The organism is Cyclobacterium sp. SYSU L10401, from assembly GCF_010993705.1.
Lineage (GTDB): Bacteria > Bacteroidota > Bacteroidia > Cytophagales > Cyclobacteriaceae > Cyclobacterium.
In genome coordinates this window covers 1,079,552-1,100,278 of the sequence record NZ_WOFO01000001.1, presented here as the reverse complement: position 1 = coordinate 1,100,278, position 20,727 = coordinate 1,079,552, and the positions used below count along the sequence as shown (strand labels likewise).

Below are 20,727 nucleotides of genomic sequence, written 5' to 3'. Positions count from 1 at the left end.
TCAAATTTGAATGTCTTTTGCAATTTTACCGTCCAGCATTTCTATGAGGCGGCTCCCATAATCAGCATTTTCCCTGGCATGGGTGGCCTGAATAATTGTGGTCCCCTCCTGGTTGAGTTCCCTGAATACCTCCATGATTTCCCTTGCCTGGGCAGAATGCAGGTTGCCGGTAGGCTCATCAGCCAAAAGTATCCGGGGCTTTCCGGCGATGGCCCTGGCCACTCCCACCAGCTGTTGCTGTCCCCCTGAAAGTTGTTCCGGAAACAGGTCTTTTTTGGCTACCATATTGAATCGGTCCAGCAGGGCCGCTACAATGCTTTTCCTTTCCCCTGAGGATACTTTCCTGTAAAGCAAAGGAGTCTCGATATTCTCATACACGGTCAACTCATCGATCAGGTGATAAGCCTGGAAGATATATCCGAATTCCGATTTATGAAGTGATGACCGCTGCTTGTCCTTCAAGGACGCCATGGCTTTGCCATCGAAGATGTACTCTCCTTCATAATCTTCGTCCAGCAGGCCAATGATATTGAGCAAAGTGGATTTTCCCACGCCTGAGGGTCCCATCAGTGTGATGAACTCCCCTTGCCCGATGTGAAGGTGAATGCCATTTAAAATGAAGACCCTTTGGAAACGGGATGCTATAAACTTGTCGATTTCTTTTAACTGGATCATAAATACAGAATGATGGTCATTGAGGAGGAATTACATCTACTGTAAAAGCTTGATTCCAGTACCATGCCATAAAACAGACGGTTATAGGGCTGAATAGGGGTGTTTTATTCCTCAATGGGTCTGTTTTATCCGTACAACTTCGTCCGCTAGCGGACGATTAATCCGTTAAGTACCTTTCATTTTTTAATCGGTAAATCACAATTATAAAACTAAAAAAGAAGGATTTAAAAACTAATCATTCTATAGTCCATCCAATATAATTATACCCTTTACGGAAGTCTGGTCAGCCGCCTGTAACATTTTCGCAATAAAGCAGATAAGTTGGTATTTTTTTTTGTAACTTGACCAGAAGTCATGGTTATAAAATTTTTCCATCATACGGCCCGCTTACTTGATGTTGGTTTTCTTTTGAGAACCAGCGCATTGCTTTTTGGGCACAATAAAGCCTTCATTAGCTAAACCCTCTACCCCCACAAGTACAGGTAGAGGGTCGTATTTTCAGGCAATCCCTTTCTGGATCGCCATCACCAGTAATTATTAAATCTTTAAAATATTTATAAATCATGATACCTGTTATCAAAGTAACGGATGTGGAAACCATCCTAAAATTAGTAGGCAACCTGACTCCCGGAGAGAAAACGAAAGAAGTAAGACAGTTGGTTTCCGAAATTCAAAAAGCCAAAAAAGTCCCTGACGGGACCATACCACAGCATGTCATACAATTAAACAGCTATTTTGAAGCCAGGTTTGAGGAAGGGGGGCAACAAATAGGCATGACCCTGGTACACCCAAAAAATGCAGACCTGAGCAGTCATAAACTTTCCCTGCTTTCTCCCCTGGGCGTGGCATTGATCGGCTTTAAGGAAGGAGATAGTATAGAATGGAAATTACCCGGAGGGAAAAGAACCATTCAAATCCTTAAAGTGAGTAATCCTGAATCCATACCTGTGAGTTAAAAATCAATTTTCAAACCAGTTTTCCAAAAAATGATGAAATGGGCATATAGCATCCGAAACAAAGGCAAGCTTTCATTGCTGCTAATGGTTATTGTAGGCGTCGTTTTACTCAACCATTTTAAAGAAAGAAGTAATGCCAATAAAATGAGTAAAGCCATGACGGCCATGTATCAGGATAGGCTAATGGTGGAAGGGTATATTTACGACATTTCACTGGCTTTTTCGGAGATCAGGAAACATTATCAGGAAAGCACAACCGAAAATCCCCAGTTCCTCAATGAAAAAATTGAATTCATTGATGATCGGATCGAATTGTTTCAGAAAACTCAACTGACAGTGGCGGAGGAGCAACATCTCCGCCACCTGGTAGAAAGGGTGGATAAGATCAGGTCCTCTCCATTGGGAGGCCTGCTTCTCTCTGATTTAGAAAAGCAAATTACCCTTTCTCTGGCCGAATTGCAGAAGCTTTCCCGTATCCAAATGGAAGAAGGAAAGGCCATTATTTCACAAACGGAAAAAATCATCCATTCAGGAGAAAGCTTTGCCCAACTGGAAATAGTCGCTTTAATACTTGTCCTCCTTTTGATCCAGACCCTGATCATTTCCAGCAACCGTCTCCATCCCGGGCATATGGCCCCTTTTAAATTAAACTGAAATTAAGCAGCAACAACCTTTGATGGAAGGACGAGATCAGATGAAATGACCTTGGCCTGATGATTGGAAAAAAATTGGATAAAAATTTAAATTCCGGACAAAATACCTTATCTTAGGGGACAAATTACCAGTTAAACGATGGCCAAAAAGTCCTCAAAAGTGAATGAACCTGGAGTTGCCTCCTATCAAAAGGCCCCAAAAACTGTACAAGAAATCCTGGATGTAGAAATTAACTGGTTGAATGAGCCTTTAAATCGGGTAGCAACTTTCCGCAATGGCCTGGGGAAAAAATCCTTTAAAAGGCTTAAGGAAGTTTCTGGTTTGGACAATAACACGCTGGCTGCAGCATTGGGAGTTTCTGCCAAAACCCTTCAGCGGAAGGAGATTTTTGATGCCATACAGTCCGAAAAATTGTACCAACTGGCGGAATTGTATGCCCTGGGCAATACTTATTTTGGAAAGGAAGGATTTAGGCGGTGGATGGAACGACCCCTTTTTTCCATTGGTAATATTAAGCCTATCGAATTAATCGATGTTTCAGAGGGGCTTAATCTCTTAAAAGCTGAAATCATGCGTTTGCAGCACGGAATAGCAGTTTAGCTGGATATATGAAAATATACCGGATGGCTTTGACGAAATACTGTGATAGTAGTGGTGAAGGGGCAAAACTGTATGGCGGAAGGTGGAATCTACCCGGTATCCCTGCTTTATATGGGAGTTCCTTCGTCTCCTCTTCCTTGCTGGAGCGGCTTACTATAGATGCTGAACTTTTTTCCTCCGAGCGTTATATCCTTTATGCGGTGATGGAATTCGATATTCCTAAGGATGGGGTGTACATTCCTGATTTAGAGGAATTGCCTGCTGAATGGGATGCCATACCCCCAAAGGTAAAATCACAGCAGTTTGGGTCTGATTTGTTGAGATCCGGCCTGCTTTGTTTTGGCGTACCATCAGTTGTAGATCCAAGCTCCTTAAATTTTGTCATCAATCCCTTATCCGAAAAAATTAATCCTGTAAATTTCAAAGTCTATCCGCTACAATTGGATCACAGGATTGTCAGGTAACTGTATCTAATCCTGGCCAAATTGGTTTCTCTAATGTTTGGTAGCTGGCATCATGCCAGATAAAGAAAGGGTAGAATTATTCCTTATCTTTCCGGTACTTTTTATTTATTTAAAACACTGTAGATGGGATATAAAACCAAAGTTCAATTGATCAAAAGACTGAAAAGCGAATCATTTTATATCAATATACCCTCAACGGTGGTGCAGGTTATTGAGTTTTCTGTTGTAGATTGATTGACGAGCATCAAATCCTCCTACTTCTAGGTAGTGATACTGCTGTAGCAGGTCTCAGGGAAAAACTGAAGCCTAAATCATCAAAAAAAATGAATCCCTATTATACCATCCAGAGGTAATCGACAGCTTCCTGAAAATTTGCATCATCAAAAAACTGTTGGATATAAGCTCTACCTTCCATATTTCCCACCATTGCCAGGATCAAAGCTTTTCCGCGGAGTCCCTGACTGTTCTCAAGGGTAATTACAGGTATTCCATCCGATCTTTCCCTCTCCTCCAAAGCAATGTAACCGCTTATTATTAGGCCTCTTGCTTTGAATGGTGCCAGCCTGCGCTCCACCGGTCGGCCATAGCCGCAAACCCAAACCGGCTTGGTTGTAGGAATACTAAATCCGGCAGCCGCAGCATTCCTAAACGATCGCTTTGCATAAGCCCGATCTGTCCTTGAGAGCCGATGCTCCAGATCTGTCCATTCCAGCAGAAATGCTTTAATTTTTGCAAAAACCACCCCCTTGTTCAACCAACGAAGCCAAAGATCAAAATCATCGGGAACGGTTTCGCCTCTTGAATTGGTCTTCCTGTAGGTCCCCAAATGAAGCAATTCTCTTCGAAACATTACTGAGGGATGCGCTACAACAGCTTCTGCAAAACGCCTGGCACACATCTTCTGGTGGGTATCGAGTTGGTTTAAGCCTTCCACAAAACGAGCAAATCCAGCATTCTTCTCAAAATCTCCCCCGTACCGAACCAAACAACTGACCAAACCTACTTCCGGATGATTTTCCAGGTATTGCAGTTGTCGTACAAAACGGTCATTCAGGCATATATCATCTGCATCCATGCGCGCAATATACGCTCCGCGGGCCCTGCCAAGTCCGGCATTCAGTGCATCGACTATGCCTGTTCCCGGAGATTGCATTAGCCTGATTGTTTCTTTTCTTTCACTGACATAGCGCTCCATGATTTCCATACAGGCTGCATCGGCATGGTCCGACACCAGAATTAACTCCATGGTATTATTGTCCATGAAGTACAGCGTACTTTCCAGGCTCCTTTTAAAAAAGGGATTGTCAAATTTGACCGGTATAATTATCGATAATTTGATCATTGGAATTGGCAAAACACAGTTGTCAAACTTTCCTTTCACCTTCCAGGCAAACACTTGTGTTTTTCAACATCAGACTAGTCTATAAGAGACGGGCTGATGGATTGGGAATATGTGAGTTCCAATTCGTGCATGGCTCTGGTACAAGCAACATACAGCATTTGACGGTCAGGTTCCGATCGGTAATTTTTTTGATTTACAAATGTAACCAGTACCTGATCAAATTCAAGACCTTTTGCCAAATGGGCAGTAGTGATCACTTTTCCTCCGGCAAAGGCCACACTGCTGGCATCAAGCAGGCTGATGGCACCATCTTCCTCCTTCAGGTAGGCATATATCCGATCCGCTTGTTCCTGGGTTTTGCAAATAATCCCCAAAGAGTTGTATTCTCCCTTATCAAAACAATTTACAACTTCCCTTAAATACCGGATCTCCCCATCCTCCCCCTGGAATTTTTTCACCTCAGGAAGCTTTCCATGTCTTTCAATCGGTTCCACGGCTACCCGGGCACTAATCCGCTTTGTAAATTCCGTTATTTCAAAAGTAGACCGGTAACTCTTTAGCATTGTCATGCATTCAGAATTTGGGTCAGGTTTTTAATGGTTGACAGATTGGAGGTGCTGAATGGGTTGACAGATTGATTGGTATCTCCAAGAATAGTCTTTTTGCAGGGGAAAAGCCGGTTAAGCACGTGATACTGTACCGCAGAATAGTCCTGCATTTCATCTACGATCAGGTGCTTGATTTTATAGAAAGGTTTAAGACCCTCCAGCCTGTATTTCAAATAAACCAAAAGATACACATCTGCATATTCATGGTGTGATCCCTTTCTGATCTTCAGTATTTCGGATCGGTCCATCCACTGGTAAAAGCCTCTATATAGTACTCTCAAACTAGTAGATGGAAGCATTTTCCGGATTTGGCCATGTCTCTTTTATGTTCCTGAAGATGATCTATTGCCTCGTCGATATCCCTTTTCTGAACATTTACCCTTTCGTTGATATCCTGTATAGCCCGGTCCAATTTTGACAACACCTTGTTCAGATACCGGATTTCTTCTTTCTGATCCATAGGATTCTTTTGATAATCGTTTATCTATATTATTTGAAGGAAAATTCCATACCTGTAAGATCCTGGCTGAGCTGTGCGATCACTAAATGGAATGGAATAATTCTTTATGTCAATGAGAAAAAAAATCAAGACATCCCCAGAAATCAAGATTTTCGCCAATCTAATTAACTCCCACTACCACGGTCCACTCCCGGATCTTCCAGGATTTTACCAGGCCATTTTGCCAATACGGATCCTGCTTTACAAAATCTTCTACAGTTTTAACCTCTTCACAACGAAAAACCAATACGGCCGTATCGGCCGGATGAGCCAATGCACCACCCATAATGAGGAGCCCTTTCCTGAAATAATTTTCCGCAAGCGACAAATGTGCTTTACGAAAGGGAATTCTTTTTTCCACATAATCTTCGGCTACTTCGTAGGTTAGCAGGTAATGGTTCATGTCAACAAGTTTAGACTTCAGATACAATTTTACTGATTTATGGTAGAAAATTAAAACAATCAACCCTTATCCATTGATGGGATGAAATCATTATGGTCAGTAGGTTTATTTTCAGCCCATTAAACTATAAAAGATAATAAAGCCGGTATCATTTGAGCCATAAATACTTATATTGTATGGTTAAACCTGCTTTCTGCACCGTTTTCAGAAAAATCCCAGGTTTGGCCTTACAACCAACCCAACAACCACCATGGAGGACTCCACTCACGACGAAAGTACATCCCCGAAGAGTAATTTTGAAAAACTGCTTCCAGATGGGGCCGGAAATACCAAACCTAATCTCCTTCAGGGAGTTGCTGCCGTTTTCAATGGTTTGGGAATAGGTCTATTCCTGGGACTTTTACTCGGGCTCTCTGTTTCTCCTGTTGTCAGTGGTGTTATCGGAACGATTTCTTCTCTACTGGCCATACTCATCGGACTGAATGAAAAATTTCTGGATCCTATCAAAAGCCTCCGGATTGGCGCATTTGGACTGTTTTCCGTAATCGGAATTATCCTTGGCCTTTACATCAGGGCCAATGACCCATTTGCTCCTACCCTTTCAGATAAAATGGAAGAATATCTGGCTATTGGCTATTCGGAAGCTGAAGCCAAAGCCTTTGTCACCGGATTTATCCGAGCAGACTCTTCCTCACTGGCCATCAGGCAGGCGAATGTACTTTATTCTTCAGAAATAGAGATTGGTGCTTGTGATTTCCTGATTTATGCCAATGCAGAAACAGCTCCGGCTGAGATTTTCAATACTTTTGAGACTGCAGGAGGAATATGGGGGGAATTTGTGATTGCTTTTAAAAGGGACTTACCGGAACCTGTGGCTGTCCTTGCACTTTTGACCTTGAGAGACAGTTTCTGCAGTCCCGGTCAGGGGACCATTGAAGTAGGTAAAAACCTCAGAAATCTGGCTGCCGGAGCCCCTTTAGAACAGATCGAAGAGGAATTCGGGAATGCTTCCCAGCCCTGGAACCGGCTACAGGATGAATTAGGGAAACGCTTCCATGCAACCGAAAGAAAACGGGTCTATGTATCCTTACTAAATGTATTGAACCATGAATAAATTGTCCTGGATACTACTTGTTTTGCTGCTGTGGTATATAAAATTGCCAGCACAAACCTTTAATCCCGATAAAGTAAAGCATTCCCTGGTAAAGGTAATCGTATCCATCAACAGCCGGGAGTCCAACTCCCTTACCGGCTTTCTTTGGAAAACTCCCGATCAAATAGTGACTTCCCTGCATGGCATGAGCCCAACCGGAGAAATTCGGGTTTTGTATCAGGGCCAGGCCTGGAGAAAAGCCCGGATTAAAAAGGTGCTTCAAAAGGCAGATCTGGTTCTGTTGGAATTATTGCCGGGCCAACCAGTCCTTCCTTCCGGGCTGCTGCCTATCACCAATTTCCATTCGGGAAAAGTCGCGATAGGAACAGATGTATTTGCCTTGGGATACAATGGCGGGGCTACCGGAAGTTCGTCAAGGCAAATGAAAAAAGGATATGTTGACCCTGAAACATTGGCTAACCTCATCCCGAAAAAGGACAAAGATGCCCTGGCCAGAATAGGGTTTCCTGCCCTGGACCTGAACATACTCTATCTGGAAGGAAGCCTGCTACCCGGATTTTCAGGAGCACCCGTTTTTGACTCTCAAACCCGGCTGATAGGCATAGGAGATGGAGGCCTGGAAAAAGGTGCCAGCAACGTAAGCTGGATCATTCCTGCAAGCTACCTGTCGGAGTTGGAAGCCTCTACCTTATCGAGCTTACCTGCCGGATTTGAAAACCTGACTCAGCTCTTCTCCGCTGCTGCCAGAATAGAAATAGCAGCCGATGAAACAGAAAGAAATACAGATTCTGGAGAAAAAATACTGGAAAGCAGCTTTAGCAAAATGGATGAGGGGCCGGTTGAGGCCATCGGATTTGAGTTTTACGCTACCAAAAATCGCTCGCTCACAGAAATGATGGAAACTTCTGATGACCCTGAGAACATCCAAAAGCTAGCCGACGAGTTTTCCCTTGACATCAACATCCAGCTGGACTATGAAAACATGCGTTTTGACATTTACGAAGACATTAATAATGGTGTGGTACTCGCCGTACCGGAAGGACGTTCTCTGCAATTCAACCCAGCTGAGGAAGCCTTTCAGGTAACCAACTTTGATGGGAATGACATGCAACTCTATTTTTATGGCATGCAAAGTGATTTCTCCCAAACAGATTTCGAGGAATTGCTTTTGCTTATGGGAGAAATTATCAACCAAAATTTTGCTTATCGATATGGCATGAGTGGATTTACCATTGATGAGGACTATTCCACCTGGGACGAGTTTGAGGGCGGAAGGAAAGTAGCCTGGATCCTTTCGCTGGGCAATGAATACCTTATGGGACAGGATGGCCTGCAATATGGCTTTTATGTATACATGACACTGCTCATGACCGAAGAAAAAACCTTTCTGGCTATTGCCACCATCCCGGTACCTGTAGAAATGCTAACCTTAGCCATGACATACGGCCTGGATTGCAACAACCCCGGAATGTATGCAGCCTATTGCACCTACTTCAACCAGGTATTTAAAACCTTTGCTGCAGCACACCTGACCAATTTTGCCTATTGAAACCAGGTTCGATGACATAGAGTGAAGTGCAGACGGCCATTTCGGATTTGACGGCGATCGAAGAGGGAGACGAATGGAAAATTCTATCCTGGCATCCTTCCGAAAAAATGTTTTTTGGTATGAAAGACCTGTTTCAAACTTATATCATAAAGAAGTTGCGCCTACCCAAAAGTCAAAAGAGTCTATCCACTGGCCGTTCCTATTTCCGAACCTATTCAGCAACCGGCCAACTTGTAGCGGTTTGCGAGGTTCATTTGCATACCGTAGGAAGGAATAGTGGAGATTACTGTCGAGAAGTCTTGGAAAGGTAGCTGAAGCGTTTCTAAAATAGTTGACTTACTCTAACTTTTCAATTTCGCAAATAAGCATTTCTATTTGTTGTTCGTTAGCTTCAATCATCTTTTGTTGCTCTTGAATTGCATTGACCAAAACTGCCACTAAATCCATGTATTTTAGTTTTAGGTGTTGGTTGGATTTATCAATATTAACCAATTCCGGCATAATTGATTGTACATCCTGGGCCATAAAACCCATACGTTTTTCTGAGGACTCATCGGATTTATAGGTGTAGATCTTTGCGTCCAATAGCAAGGCTTCTGACAGCCCATATTGAAGCAAAGAAATATTGTCTTTTAACCTGTAATCCGAACCAGCCTGTACACAATTATCATCTTCAGAGCAATCGCTGTCGGCGCAATCGATCAGTCCATCACCATCGTCATCGATATTATTATTGCAAATTTCTCTTTTGATATCCCTGTCATCATCATCTAACGAACATGACGAAAAACCTACAAATAGAATTAAGACAAGAAGAATTTGAATGTTTGGTTTCATAGTGGATTGGCTTTTATTATTTCGAAACATCACCAATTTATAAAAAATATTATTAGAATAAAGGATATTAGCTTGATTATGTTAAACCTTTTCCTCCCCCAAAGCGTCCACTAAAAAATCGCCGATTAAATCGGACCGATCTGAGTAAATATTACTCCTATAAATGTAGATCAGTTGCCTAACTCCCTGTTCAGCCCTTTACCGAACCGGCCGGGGAAAGACCGCCAAACTTTCAGCTCCTCCCTCACCTACAGCTTGTACCGCGAAGAAGTAATTGTCTTTGGAATAGGGCAATTCCAGCTCCATCTCTTCGGTATAAAATTTCCGTTCCCACATGGCCGAACTGGTTTCCCGCATCAGCACATAATAACCCTTTGCTGTACCATATTCCGGAGCCTCCCAGCGCAACAGGGTGGAATTGCTTAGTCCACTGATATCCAGTCCTACAGATTCGGGAACCGATGGAGCAGTGGCCAGATTTGCCAGGACAGCCAGGTTAACGGCGGTATTTTTTCGCAAGTATTCGTAATCGATGTGCTCAATAAGATCCCCGTATTGTATACCCTCTTCAGTACGCAGGTCCTGGTGCTGCTGGTAGTAGTTTTCATTCATTTCACACAAGCGCACGGCGGTAAATCCCTCTCTGGAGAAGGGAGTATGATCACCCCCTCTTAAAAAGCGGTCATTTCGGTACAGCAATTTGATTTCCAGCTGATCTACGTAACGTTCCCCTATTTCCTTGATGTACCGGGCCAGTTGCCGGGACTTGCTGTCATTTTCGGCATTGGTTGACCGGCGAAGGGAGGCCATCTGCTCAGTTTCCAAAAGGGGTACTCCCTCACTAAAGACACGCAGTTTAGTATTGTCGCGTATATCCGTACCGCTGGATGCACTGTTTCCGATCATGTCATTGTTGATCATGGCTACCAGGTTCCAGTTTTCTTCCCTGGCTCTCCTGGCCAGATGGGCTGCACCGATCAGGCCCTGCTCTTCTCCGGATACCGCCACAAAGATGATGGTGGCAGGGAAGTCTTTCCGACTCAGGATCCGCACCATCTCAATCAAGGCCACTACACCGGAACCGTCATCATTGGCACCGGGTGCATCATCTTCCGCATTCATGATATCTGAAACCCGGCTGTCAATGTGTCCACTAACGATAAAAATCCGGTCGTCCTCCGGATCAGTACCTTTTAGGGTTGCCATCACATTGCCCATGCGGGTATCTTCCAATACCCTTCTTCCGTTTGCTGCTACGGTGAAATAGTCGATCGCTGCGGTCAAACGTCCATTCGAGGCATGCTCATAGGATTGAAATTTCTTCAAAACATATTGTCTGGCGGCCTCTATCCCCCTGCTATCCTGGTCTGGGCTTAAACTGTGTCTGGTACCAAAGCTGACCAGGTCTTCCAGGTAAGATTCGAGACTGTCTTTGGAAACTTCTTCCACCTTGGTTTGAATAGCGGGCATCCGGTGTATTCCAGCAACCTGGGCCAAACTGGAAAGAGGTGATAGCAAGATCAAAAGAAGGGTAGCAGTTTTCATCTGTTTATAATTTGTTTTAAGCGGTCAGATGGAATCTTTGACGATTAAAATAATCATTACCCTGTGTGTTTAATGATGATTTCAATCGTGTAGATTTCATGTATCCATATGTTTTGTAAGCATAAATCTACCACGAAAAAAATATAGCACAACATTTGTTAAGTATATTTAAACTCAACCATCACACTTCAAGCTATGTCCATCCTATTCATTTTCCAACGTTTTATTTTATTTGGGTTGTTGTTCATACAGATCAGCTGCGCCCGAAATCCGGTAACGGGTAAAAAGCAATTGGTACTCATGTCGGAAAAACAGGAAGTGGAGATGGGAAAGTCTTCTGACCCTGAAATCATGGCTTTTTTTGGTAGATATGATGATCCCGACTTACAGGCATTTATTACAGAAAAAGGGAATGAAATGGCTGCCGTCTCCCACCGGCCAAAACTGGATTATGAGTTCAAAATCGTTGACTCCCCTGTAATCAATGCCTTTGCCGTACCGGGTGGTTTTGTGTATTTTACCAGGGGTATCATGGCTCATTTCAACAATGAAGCAGAGTTTGCAGGCGTACTTGGCCATGAAATCGGCCATGTCACGGCCAGGCATTCTGTAATACAACAGCGCAACGCCATGCTGGGCCAGCTGGGAATGATTGCCGGAATCGTGTTGGTTCCCCAACTTTCTGAATTTGTAGAACCCCTTTCTCAGGGAATGCAATTGGCACTGCTGAGTTTTGGCAGGGATGCAGAGCGGCAGTCGGATGAACTTGGTGTAGAATACTCTTCCAAAATAGGGTATGATGCGGTGGAAATGGCCGGTTTTTTTGAAACCCTGGAACGCCAACAGACAAAAGAAGGGGGCAGTCCCGTACCCGAATTCCTTTCCACTCACCCCTCTCCTGCAGAAAGAAACGTAACCGTAGCCCAACTGGCGCAAAACTGGAAAGAAAAACTTGACCTGAGTGAAACAAAAGTCAACAGGGAAAGCTACCTGAAAAGAATAGAAGGCCTGGTATATGGGGAAGATCCAAGACAAGGTTTTGTAGAAAATCAGGTTTTCTATCATCCTGAATTAAAATTTAATTTCCCCGTTCCAAAAGAATGGAGCCTGCAAAACAGTCCCCAGCAAGTGCAAATGGCCCCAAAAAGCGGAGAGGCGGTCATGTCGCTTACCCTGAGTTCTGGAGATAACCTCCGGGAATTGGCCGACCAAATGGTGCAACAATATCAACTCGAAGTACTTTCCGTAAGCGAAGAAAAGGTCAACAACCTGAATTCCCTTCAACTTCTGGCGGAACAAAAACAGGAATCGGGCAGTAGCATCAAGCTATTGGTTTACTTTATCAGGCATGCTGACAATACTTACCGCCTGATGGGATTGGCGGAGGGAAGTAATTTTAGCCGGTATGAGCAAGATTTTCTGGGTACCATGAAGAACTTCAGCGAACTGAAAGCGGCAGATAAACTGAACCGTCAACCCGAAAGATTAGCTATCCAAAGTATCAATCAGGCCATGACCCTGGAAACGGCCCTCAAAAACCACAAAATACCAGAAAACCGTCTGGAGGAGATGGCCATTTTAAATGGCATGCTGCTTGACGAACAGCTGCCAGCGGGTACATTGATCAAGGTGGTGGAATGATAACAAATTGCTGTAATTGCCAGGTGAACTTAACCATTTATTCTTTCCAAAAGGTATTTTTAATGGGGTGTTACCAATACCATAATGCCACCTGGTGGGAAAAAAGCGAGGTTAACTAATTATAACTCTAAAATTTTATTTGATTGATTGATAATAAAATCAATAAGACATGGTGTCTGAGGAGTTTTATATAAGACAGGAATCCAGATTGGTTTTCAGTATTCAACCCACAAATTCTAAAAGGTATGGCAATTGTTATAGTGTTAGAAATAATCGCCAGATCTGATAAAAGTTTTGATGATGCGGTACACAATGCTCTGATTCAGGCATCAAAGTCTGTTAAAAACATCAAATCAATTTAAACTAAATTTTCTAAATCTTAACAAAAACTATGCTAATAGAACATTACAGGCAATCAACGACATTGAATTCATGGTCTTTTGGCATAGCAACTAAAGACCTGGCAGGATAGCCCTGCGAAGTGAAATTTTTCTTACCGATCATTTCTGTTTAGATAAATTCAAACATTTCATGCTGGATTAATTCTTTTTACCCGTTGCTTTCATTTTAAGACAAGCCAATTATTCGATATCCATAATTTACCACATGCAAATTATCATGCTACGGTGATGCTTTTTGATTGGGTATTTTACAAGTTTTTGTTAAAGAATTTTATTAGTTGAATAATCAATAATGGCAATATGCTGGTAATGCCAATGAGTGCCCAAACCCTAGCTTCCAGTTCCTGGAAAGAAAGTATATCCGAAATCTGGGGAATGAAATAGGCAAGTGCGATGGCAGCGGTGCAAATCGCCAAGGCCATCCAGATGAATTTGTTTCGGCTAACCTGATTATTTATCAAAGGTTCATCTCCTTCTCTCATGTTAAAAACATGTAATAGTTGGGCAAAGGCAAGGCTAAAAAAAGCCACATTATTGGATATTTCCTCGGACTGATCCCAAACGAAATGGGCATAGAAATAAGCACCAGATATACAAATGGACAAAATCAAACCATAGATACTGATTTGTAACCAATTTTTCCGGGTTAAAATCGGCTCATCGGGATCCTTGGGTAGTTTTTTCATCGTGCCCGGATTCCCTTCTCCCACTCCCAATGCCAAAGCAGGAAAAACATCAGACAGAAGGTTTAAAAAAAGCAGTTGTAACGGCAATAAGGGTAGGGTAAACAAACTAAAACTAATCAGTGCTATGATCACTATTTCACTCAGGTGATAAGACAGTTGATACATGATGAATTTTCTTATGTTTCCAAAAATGATTCGCCCTTGTTCGATGGCTTTGACTATGGAGCCGAATGAATCATCTTTCAATACCATATCTGAAACCTCCTGAGCCACCTGGGTTCCCCTTTTTCCCATAGCAATACCAATATTGGCCCTTTTCAGCGCCGGAGCATCATTGATACCATCTCCAGTCATCGCAACAATCTCTCCTTTGTCCTGAAAATATTTAATCAGTTCCAGCTTTTGAGAAGGATCCACTCTTGAGAAAATCTGGGTGCCAAGGATATCATCATGCTCATTGGTCTCCAGTTTTTCATTGAGTTCATTACCTGAAAGAGCCATCTGCACATTTTCCTCTTCTTTATCAAATAATTTTACTTTTTGACCTACATTTTTCGCCGTACCGGGATGGTCACCCGTCACCATAACCACTCTTATACCTGCTTCCTTGCAAATTTTAATGGCGTCGGCCACTTCTTTTCTGGGTGGATCAATGAATCCAATCAAGCCAATAAAAATCAAATCCCTTAAAAAATCCTCCGCAGCTTTTCCTTCAGGTAGCTTGTCCATGGTTTTGTAGGCAAAAGCCAAAACCCGCAACCCTTCATCCGCTAAGTCATTGTTTTTTTTATGCCAATAATTTTTATCTTCCTCAGAAAAATCCTTAGAATCACCATTTATAAATATTTTTCGGGAGCGCTCCAAGATAGCATGTGTGGCTCCTTTTCCAGCAGCATATAGTCCATTGTCATCCTCATATACAGCACCCATCACCATGGCTTCCGAATCAAAAGGGTCATGCAATTTTCTTTTTAATTTCCTGAAACCTTTATAGGCAGAAGAATCAAAACTTCTTGAGAAATGGAGTAATGCCACATCAAGGGGATCACCATCTCCTTCCCCGCTTAGCCGCTCTTTTGGTTTCTTCTTTTGCTGGCTGTTTTTTTCAGTTGAATCATCAGCTTCTCCCGTTGATTCTTTCTTTAGGCTGGCATCGTTGGCCAGCACTGAAATTTTAAACAAATGGTCTAAATTTTTATTTTTTGCAGGATCACCCGATTCCCTGAATTTGACTCTGTCATTTTCTGTCCAGTCTGTTTCCATACGATTTTCGTCCGGAAAAAACAGGGTATTGACAGTCAATTGATTTTTTGTGAGGGTTCCTGTTTTGTCGGTAAAAATCATGGTGGTCTCTCCCAGGGTTTCAACCGCTTCCAACTTTTTGACAATAACATTCTTTTTGGCCAATCGAAGCATGCCCCTTGCCAGGGCAATGCTCGCCACTATAGGAAGCCCTTCAGGTATGGCGGCTATGGTCCAGGCGATGGAAGTTTGGATCAGCTGATAGATTTCTTTACCTGTCATCCAGCCTACGACTAAAAAACCAAACGCTAAACCGAGGGTAACGTAAATAAGCGTTTTGGTAAGTTTATTTAACTTCTGATTTAATGGCGTTTCTTCCTTTTCCTGTTCTCCCACCATGGATGAAATACTTCCAAGCTCTGTTTCCATCCCTATGCTGCATACCACCACTTTTCCCGCACCACCTGTCACCGCAGTACCTTTATAAAGCATGTCCGTACGGTCGGCAACCTGTTTCTCTCCTTCCAGGGTTTCAGCTGATTTGTTGACAGGTACTGATTCTCCTGTTAGCGGCGACTCATCCACTGCCAGTTCATTGGCTTCCAAAATCCTAGCGTCAGCTGGAATCAGGTCACCTGATTCTATCAGTAAAATATCGCCGGGGACTATCTCTTCTGCATCAATCGTCGTTTTTTTTCCACTGCGCATTACCCTGGCCTGGATCCTGTCCATTCTCTTTAATGCATCCATAGACTTTTGAGCCTTGTATTCCATCCAGAACCCAATAACAGTATTGATCAAAAGCACAACCAAAATCGCGATACCTTCCGGAATATCGCCGAATACAAAAGCCAGAGCAGCCGCAGCAAACAAAAGGTATATTACCGGATTATTTATTTGTGACAAGATAAGTTTCCATATGCTTTCCTTTTCCTGTTCTTCCAGTATATTTGGTCCATGAGCTTTCCTTCGTTTTCCAACCTCTTCGTCAGTAAGACCGTGCTGCTGATCTACAGCCATCAACTCCAGAATTTCTTCCGTGGTCTTCTGGTAAGCGTCTTCCACCTTCAATTTTGATTCTTTTGAATTATTCATCGACTTGTTTGTTGAAAAAAAAGTAAATATCTATTACTTCTCCAGGTCAAATTCCCTTACTTCGCCCAATTTAAACTCATGGACCTTGTCCACTACGCCAATTTTAACTTTATTTCTCCATCCCTCTTCAAATGAAATGGTCAACTTTTTTTCATGTAGAGAGATCGCAATCCAGTGCCTGCGGTATTGCACCTTTATGGATATTTTTTTCAGGGGTTCCAGTATAGGAGGCTTTATCCACAAGGCCTCCTCCCCTACCTCCAGCCCAAGAAATCCTCGTTGCACAAGATCCAATGATCCTGCCATGGCACCCAGGTGTATACCTTCGGCTGTCGTTCCTCCCTGTATGTCTTCAAAGTCACTTTTTAAAACGGCCTCAAAATTCTCCCAGGATCTTTGCTGATCATATTTGATTAAAATCCAGGAAAACACCAATCGGCTTAAAGTTGACCCGTGAGAAGTCCTTTTGCTGTAGTACCGGATGTTTTTCAGGATCATTTCCTCAGAAAAATCATACCCCAGATTTTCAAAAATCGTTGATATCTGGCTTTTGGAAAATAGATAAAAAAGCATCAGTACATCCGCTTGCTTACTGGCCTTGTATCGGTTTGGACTGTCTCCTTCACTTTCCAATACCCTATCGAGCCTTTGGATATCATCGTATTTGTTTTGATATTCTTCCCAGGAAAATTCCTCTAGTTTTTCATATCCTTCAAATTGTGAAATAATATATTTATCAATAAATGGTACATACATTTTTTTACTGATATCCTCCCATACTGCCAAATCTTCATTTTTGATATCAAGCTCCCTAAGTAACTCTCTTTTCCTACTTTTTTCAATGAGGCTAAGAATTTCCAGTGCCTTTTGCATCACCCAGGCGGCCATTACGTTGGTGTAAGCATTATTGTTTAATCCCGATTGATCGGTATCCGGATAGGAAGTGTGGTATTCATCCGGACCTACTACGCCGAGAATTTCATACCGGCCTTTTTCTTTATTATAGGTAGTCATGCTTTCCCAGAAAACTGCAATGCTCAGGAACATCTCCGCTCCAAAAATGGAAAGAAATTGCTGGTCATCTGTAGTTAAAAAGTAGCTCCAAATATTATAGGCTATGGCAGCGTTGATGTGCCGCTGTAAATGGGTATTATCAGGAATCCAATTTCCGGACTTGGGGTTCAGGTGTACTACCTGGGTTTCCTCCCGGCCATTGCTTCCGCTTTGCCAAGGATACATGGCTCCTTTTTTGCCATCCTCCTTTGCCGCAAACCTGGCTTCCTCTATCCTATAATAACGGTACATTAGTAAACTTCGCGTCAATTCTGGAAAACGCAGGTTAAGAAATGGGAAAATATAAATCTCATCCCAGAATATATGTCCCCTGTAGGCTTCTCCATGAAGTCCTCTGGAAGTAACCCCAACATCCATTCCTATAACATTGGTAGAAACAGATTGAAACACATGAAAAATATGGAGCCTAAGCAACTGTTGGTTTCGATCCCCATTGACCATACCAATATCTGCCCTGTTCCATAAATTTTTAAAAGCATCGGTGTGCCTCTGGAAGATTTCCTCAAAGCACCCGGCACGTACAATGGACTTCTTCGCCTCCACAGCAGGTTCACTGATCGCCCGATCCCTGGAAGTAAAAATTCCTACAATTTTTTCGAGGGTATATGTTTCGCCTTTCTTGACCTCTGTACGCAATACTTGACCAATATACCCTTTGCTCTGATAGGTTTCGGTCACTGGTTCCAGGACTTTATTATTTTTTAAAAAAGTGGTTCTGGCGGCTTGAGCCATGATAATCCTGGACTGGAGAGTCTGTACCATTAAAAAAATGGAATTATCCCCTATTTTTTCTGTTTCGAGGGGCTCCAAATGCTGCCGTTCCAGATCCTTGTAACGATCTACATTATCATTGATAACGGTGCCATCCAGTGCAACATCGAACTCCACCATTCCATCCCAGTTTTCAGGTGTAAATGACCAATGCAGCGCAGCGATGTGTTTATCCCTCATGCTTACCAATCTACGGCTTCTGATCGCTGTTCGCCTGCCAGCATCATCTTCTATTCGGAATACCCTTGTCAATATCCCGCATTTCATGTCTAGGATTTGCTCATAATCCAAGACTTTTTGTGATTGAAGATTCAACCATTCTCCACCTTCAGGCCTAAACGTCAGGCACAACCAATTTGGAAAATTGACAAAATCTTCATTTTCGATGATTTTACCTGACACTTCAGTCTTTGCACGGTTATACCCTCCGGCAAGGTAGGTACCGGGATAATTGAATTCATTTTTGTGGTTTTCTTCTACCGCCCCCCGGGAAGCGATATAGCCATTTCCCAAGGTGCATAAAGCTTCTCTTAATTTTTGTGTTTTAGGTTTCCAGTTTGTGTATGTGATACTAAATCTTTCCATTACTCTCAATCTTTTATGCTTGCAAAATCTCTGACTTTCGACCTACCTGGGTCATCCTTCCCATTTAGGAATTACGTGCCCCTGATTCAAGCCATTCTATCAACTCTTCCAAAAACAAATACACTTCCCCCGTATCCTCAAGCCGCATATGGGCATGGGTTTTCTGGCCATGGGTACCTACAAGAATACCCAGTCCCGAAGATTGAATCATTTCAAATGCATCCTCATCCGTAATGTCATCTCCGAAGAATATGGGATAGTAACGGTTTGTTTTCAGTTCCAGCTTTTCCAGCAGCCAGTTTAAGGCGTGCCCTTTATGCCAATTAAAGTCCGGTTTCAGCTCCAATATTTTTTTTCCTTTGCCTATTTTCAGCTTGTCCCGCTGCTTCACAATCTCCTCAACAGCATTTTTAATTTCACTTACCTTCTTGACATCTACATTCCGATAATGCACGGCTATGGCATATTTTTTTCTTTCCACCACACATCCACTAACCATGTCAAGCCTTTTATTGAGTTGCGTTTCTGCTTTGTCCAGTTCGGGAAGGATGTCAATCCCCCCTTCATGCTGCTTATCCAGCCCCCCCGGGCCGCTGATCTCAAATCCATGACTGCCGGCATAAATGAGATCCCTAATACCAATATTACCTTTTAAATCATCCAAACCGCGACCGCTTATCACGGCCAACGGCAGGAGTTTCGAAAGTTTTTTGAGTATAGTTTTGCCCTCATCAGATAATTTGGCATCGTCAGGATCATCAACTATTGGTGAAAGGGTGCCGTCATAATCAAAAAATAAAACGGGACTTTTCTTCATAAGCTTTTTGAATACCTCCTCCATGCTCTCCAGGGCATGAGGTAAATTCTCAGGAATATCCAATCCGATCGTTTCTTGAATCTTTAAATCTATTTCAGTGAGTTTATGAACTACAATATCTGCTCCTGCGCGAATAAGATCACCTGATTTTCCCTTTCTGGCTACACCTACTACAATGGGAAAGCCCCCGTTCTTAGCTGCCTCCACTCCAGCTATGGCATCTTCAATAACCAGGGTTTGGTCCAAATCTGACGCTAAACGTTCCTGGGCCCTGAGAAATATCGCTGGATCAGGCTTGCCTGGCAAATGCTCCTTTTCAACACTTTCTCCATCCACTCTTACCTCGAACCAATCTAAAATCCCTGCAGATTCCAGAATATACCGGCAGTTCCTGCTCGCAGAAATAACTGCCAATTTTACGCCTTTCTTCTTCCAAAATTTCAGCATGTCCAGCGTATCCTCAAAAACCGATACCCCTTCCTTCTCCAGTAGCAGCAATAAAATATCGTTTTTCCTTTTTGCCAACCCATAAACGGTATCTCTTTCAGATCCGTCTTCAGGGTTACCCTCCGGAAGATGAATATCTCGGGATTTAACAAAGCTACGTACACCATCTAATCTGGATATTCCGTCTATATTTCGCTTGTAATCTTTTTCGATATCCAAGGGCATATAGTCTACTCCCTCCTTCTTCTCTAGAAAAGAATCAAACATCTGCTTCCATGCCTTAGCATGTAGCCTGGCGGTATCTGTGATGACACCGTCCATATCCAGGATTACTGCCTGAAGAGTGAAATTTGAAGGTATTGGCATATAATTAAATTGACTATCAATCAATCACTGTTTGATATTTTAAAAACATATTGCTAAAATGATTTTCTTACTAATTACCATTTGATACGTTTTTACATGTCAAATCAAACCGCAATTTCTTTATTTTTCTAATATTAGTGTTCATTTTGATACTGAACAAGTTAAAATCAATGCACTTTATTAAAATACAGGATCAAAAACATATTTGCCTTTTAAATAGAAACATTTATTATACCAAAATGCTGGATAATTCATTTATTTATCCCTAAAAAAATACAAAAAGATTTCGATGAAAATGATGGCGCTAAACATATCCTAATCTATAAAGAACGGCAAGCAAAGGTACAGGGTTAAGC

General features: G+C 42.5%; 20 protein-coding genes. 9 read left to right on the top strand and 11 right to left on the bottom strand.

Annotated elements, in window-relative coordinates:
- Nucleotides 1-675: an ABC transporter ATP-binding protein gene (locus GL182_RS04620; RefSeq protein ID WP_163378371.1), complete on the bottom strand. Its 675-nt coding sequence runs from the start codon at nt 673-675 to the stop codon at nt 1-3.
- Between the two features lie 563 nt (nt 676-1,238).
- On the opposite strand from GL182_RS04620, the gene GL182_RS04615 reads away from it, so the two are divergent.
- From GL182_RS04615 to GL182_RS04600, 4 genes are all read left to right on the top strand, one after another.
- The gene (locus GL182_RS04615) at nt 1,239-1,631 is read left to right on the top strand and encodes a GreA/GreB family elongation factor (RefSeq protein WP_163378370.1); all 393 of its coding nucleotides are present in this window, start codon (nt 1,239-1,241) and stop codon (nt 1,629-1,631) included.
- 30 nt (nt 1,632-1,661) lie between these two features.
- Entirely contained in the window at nt 1,662-2,285 is a 624-nt protein-coding gene (locus tag GL182_RS04610) for an MCP four helix bundle domain-containing protein (RefSeq protein WP_163378369.1), read from the top strand.
- A 138-nt stretch (nt 2,286-2,423) separates the two neighbouring features.
- Nucleotides 2,424-2,885 (top strand): antitoxin Xre-like helix-turn-helix domain-containing protein, encoded by a 462-nt coding sequence (locus tag GL182_RS04605; protein WP_163378368.1) that lies wholly within the window; start codon nt 2,424-2,426, stop codon nt 2,883-2,885.
- 23 nt (nt 2,886-2,908) lie between these two features.
- Complete coding sequence (locus tag GL182_RS04600) at nt 2,909-3,349, top strand: RES family NAD+ phosphorylase (protein ID WP_240469580.1); 441 nt, start codon at nt 2,909-2,911, stop codon at nt 3,347-3,349.
- Nucleotides 3,350-3,683: 334 nt separating this feature from the next.
- Here GL182_RS04600 and GL182_RS04595 read toward each other — a convergent pair whose 3' ends face one another.
- The 5 genes from GL182_RS04595 to GL182_RS04575 all read right to left on the bottom strand — a co-directional run bounded on the left by GL182_RS04595 (nt 3,684) and on the right by GL182_RS04575 (nt 6,201).
- Nucleotides 3,684-4,691, bottom strand: a complete 1,008-nt coding sequence (locus GL182_RS04595) for a glycosyltransferase (RefSeq protein WP_163378366.1) — start codon at nt 4,689-4,691, stop codon at nt 3,684-3,686.
- A gap of 74 nt (nt 4,692-4,765) precedes the next feature.
- Complete coding sequence (locus tag GL182_RS04590; protein WP_163378365.1) at nt 4,766-5,260, bottom strand: 3'-5' exonuclease; 495 nt, start codon at nt 5,258-5,260, stop codon at nt 4,766-4,768.
- Nucleotides 5,257-5,580 carry a UvrD-helicase domain-containing protein gene (locus tag GL182_RS04585; RefSeq protein WP_205603570.1) on the bottom strand — a complete coding sequence of 108 codons (324 nt, stop codon included), beginning with the start codon at nt 5,578-5,580 and terminating at the stop codon, nt 5,257-5,259. Before GL182_RS04585 ends, GL182_RS04590 begins: the two co-directional genes overlap by 4 nt.
- Nucleotides 5,577-5,759 carry a hypothetical protein gene (locus GL182_RS04580; protein ID WP_163378363.1) on the bottom strand — a complete coding sequence of 61 codons (183 nt, stop codon included), beginning with the start codon at nt 5,757-5,759 and terminating at the stop codon, nt 5,577-5,579. Before GL182_RS04580 ends, GL182_RS04585 begins: the two co-directional genes overlap by 4 nt.
- A gap of 160 nt (nt 5,760-5,919) precedes the next feature.
- Complete coding sequence (locus GL182_RS04575; RefSeq protein WP_163378362.1) at nt 5,920-6,201, bottom strand: YciI-like protein; 282 nt, start codon at nt 6,199-6,201, stop codon at nt 5,920-5,922.
- A gap of 250 nt (nt 6,202-6,451) precedes the next feature.
- On the opposite strand from GL182_RS04575, the gene GL182_RS04570 reads away from it, so the two are divergent.
- The 3 genes from GL182_RS04570 to GL182_RS04560 are packed head-to-tail and all read left to right on the top strand — an operon-like array spanning nt 6,452 to nt 9,175.
- Complete coding sequence (locus GL182_RS04570; RefSeq protein ID WP_163378361.1) at nt 6,452-7,315, top strand: hypothetical protein; 864 nt, start codon at nt 6,452-6,454, stop codon at nt 7,313-7,315.
- The gene (locus tag GL182_RS04565; protein WP_163378360.1) at nt 7,308-8,864 is read left to right on the top strand and encodes a serine protease; all 1,557 of its coding nucleotides are present in this window, start codon (nt 7,308-7,310) and stop codon (nt 8,862-8,864) included. Before GL182_RS04570 ends, GL182_RS04565 begins: the two co-directional genes overlap by 8 nt.
- A 26-nt stretch (nt 8,865-8,890) precedes the next feature.
- Nucleotides 8,891-9,175, top strand: coding sequence for a hypothetical protein (locus tag GL182_RS04560; RefSeq protein WP_163378359.1), 285 nt, complete (start codon nt 8,891-8,893; stop codon nt 9,173-9,175).
- A 25-nt stretch (nt 9,176-9,200) separates the two neighbouring features.
- On the opposite strand, the gene GL182_RS04555 is transcribed toward GL182_RS04560, so the two are convergent.
- Together GL182_RS04555 and GL182_RS04550 are read right to left on the bottom strand one after the other, a co-directional pair.
- The gene (locus GL182_RS04555) at nt 9,201-9,701 is read right to left on the bottom strand and encodes a tail fiber domain-containing protein (protein WP_163378358.1); all 501 of its coding nucleotides are present in this window, start codon (nt 9,699-9,701) and stop codon (nt 9,201-9,203) included.
- A gap of 198 nt (nt 9,702-9,899) precedes the next feature.
- Nucleotides 9,900-11,246 carry a M28 family metallopeptidase gene (locus GL182_RS04550; protein ID WP_163378357.1) on the bottom strand — a complete coding sequence of 449 codons (1,347 nt, stop codon included), beginning with the start codon at nt 11,244-11,246 and terminating at the stop codon, nt 9,900-9,902.
- A 300-nt stretch (nt 11,247-11,546) separates the two neighbouring features.
- Between GL182_RS04550 and GL182_RS04545 the strand changes: the two genes are divergently transcribed.
- Nucleotides 11,547-12,887 (top strand): M48 family metalloprotease, encoded by a 1,341-nt coding sequence (locus tag GL182_RS04545; protein WP_240469578.1) that lies wholly within the window; start codon nt 11,547-11,549, stop codon nt 12,885-12,887.
- Nucleotides 12,888-13,132: 245 nt separating this feature from the next.
- Nucleotides 13,133-13,249 (top strand): dodecin domain-containing protein, encoded by a 117-nt coding sequence (locus GL182_RS04540; RefSeq protein WP_163378355.1) that lies wholly within the window; start codon nt 13,133-13,135, stop codon nt 13,247-13,249.
- Nucleotides 13,250-13,536: 287 nt separating this feature from the next.
- Here GL182_RS04540 and GL182_RS04535 read toward each other — a convergent pair whose 3' ends face one another.
- The 3 genes from GL182_RS04535 to otsB all read right to left on the bottom strand — a co-directional run bounded on the left by GL182_RS04535 (nt 13,537) and on the right by otsB (nt 20,371).
- The gene (locus GL182_RS04535) at nt 13,537-16,311 is read right to left on the bottom strand and encodes a cation-translocating P-type ATPase (RefSeq protein ID WP_163378354.1); all 2,775 of its coding nucleotides are present in this window, start codon (nt 16,309-16,311) and stop codon (nt 13,537-13,539) included.
- A 33-nt stretch (nt 16,312-16,344) separates the two neighbouring features.
- Nucleotides 16,345-18,741 (bottom strand): glycoside hydrolase family 65 protein, encoded by a 2,397-nt coding sequence (locus tag GL182_RS04530; protein WP_163378353.1) that lies wholly within the window; start codon nt 18,739-18,741, stop codon nt 16,345-16,347.
- A gap of 64 nt (nt 18,742-18,805) precedes the next feature.
- Nucleotides 18,806-20,371, bottom strand: a complete 1,566-nt coding sequence (gene otsB / locus GL182_RS24195) for a trehalose-phosphatase (RefSeq protein ID WP_163378352.1) — start codon at nt 20,369-20,371, stop codon at nt 18,806-18,808.
- Between the last annotated feature and the right edge of the window lie 356 nt (nt 20,372-20,727).

Excerpts from the sequence above, each read along its gene's own strand:
- GL182_RS04530 (WP_163378353.1), bottom strand. The coding sequence starts at position 18,741 with ATGGAAAGATTTAGTATCACATACACAAACTGGAAACCTAAAACACAA.
- GL182_RS04590 (WP_163378365.1), bottom strand. The coding sequence starts at position 5,260 with ATGACAATGCTAAAGAGTTACCGGTCTACTTTTGAAATAACGGAATTT.
- GL182_RS04565 (WP_163378360.1), top strand. The coding sequence starts at position 7,308 with ATGAATAAATTGTCCTGGATACTACTTGTTTTGCTGCTGTGGTATATA.
- GL182_RS04550 (WP_163378357.1), bottom strand. The coding sequence starts at position 11,246 with ATGAAAACTGCTACCCTTCTTTTGATCTTGCTATCACCTCTTTCCAGT.
- GL182_RS04545 (WP_240469578.1), top strand. The coding sequence starts at position 11,547 with ATGTCGGAAAAACAGGAAGTGGAGATGGGAAAGTCTTCTGACCCTGAA.
- GL182_RS04580 (WP_163378363.1), bottom strand. The coding sequence starts at position 5,759 with ATGGATCAGAAAGAAGAAATCCGGTATCTGAACAAGGTGTTGTCAAAA.
- GL182_RS04540 (WP_163378355.1), top strand. The coding sequence starts at position 13,133 with ATGGCAATTGTTATAGTGTTAGAAATAATCGCCAGATCTGATAAAAGT.
- GL182_RS04575 (WP_163378362.1), bottom strand. The coding sequence starts at position 6,201 with ATGAACCATTACCTGCTAACCTACGAAGTAGCCGAAGATTATGTGGAA.
- GL182_RS04610 (WP_163378369.1), top strand. The coding sequence starts at position 1,662 with ATGATGAAATGGGCATATAGCATCCGAAACAAAGGCAAGCTTTCATTG.
- GL182_RS04555 (WP_163378358.1), bottom strand. The coding sequence starts at position 9,701 with ATGAAACCAAACATTCAAATTCTTCTTGTCTTAATTCTATTTGTAGGT.
- GL182_RS04615 (WP_163378370.1), top strand. The coding sequence starts at position 1,239 with ATGATACCTGTTATCAAAGTAACGGATGTGGAAACCATCCTAAAATTA.
- GL182_RS04595 (WP_163378366.1), bottom strand. The coding sequence starts at position 4,691 with ATGATCAAATTATCGATAATTATACCGGTCAAATTTGACAATCCCTTT.
- GL182_RS04605 (WP_163378368.1), top strand. The coding sequence starts at position 2,424 with ATGGCCAAAAAGTCCTCAAAAGTGAATGAACCTGGAGTTGCCTCCTAT.
- GL182_RS04600 (WP_240469580.1), top strand. The coding sequence starts at position 2,909 with ATGGCTTTGACGAAATACTGTGATAGTAGTGGTGAAGGGGCAAAACTG.
- otsB (WP_163378352.1), bottom strand. The coding sequence starts at position 20,371 with ATGCCAATACCTTCAAATTTCACTCTTCAGGCAGTAATCCTGGATATG.
- GL182_RS04570 (WP_163378361.1), top strand. The coding sequence starts at position 6,452 with ATGGAGGACTCCACTCACGACGAAAGTACATCCCCGAAGAGTAATTTT.
- GL182_RS04535 (WP_163378354.1), bottom strand. The coding sequence starts at position 16,311 with ATGAATAATTCAAAAGAATCAAAATTGAAGGTGGAAGACGCTTACCAG.
- GL182_RS04620 (WP_163378371.1), bottom strand. The coding sequence starts at position 675 with ATGATCCAGTTAAAAGAAATCGACAAGTTTATAGCATCCCGTTTCCAA.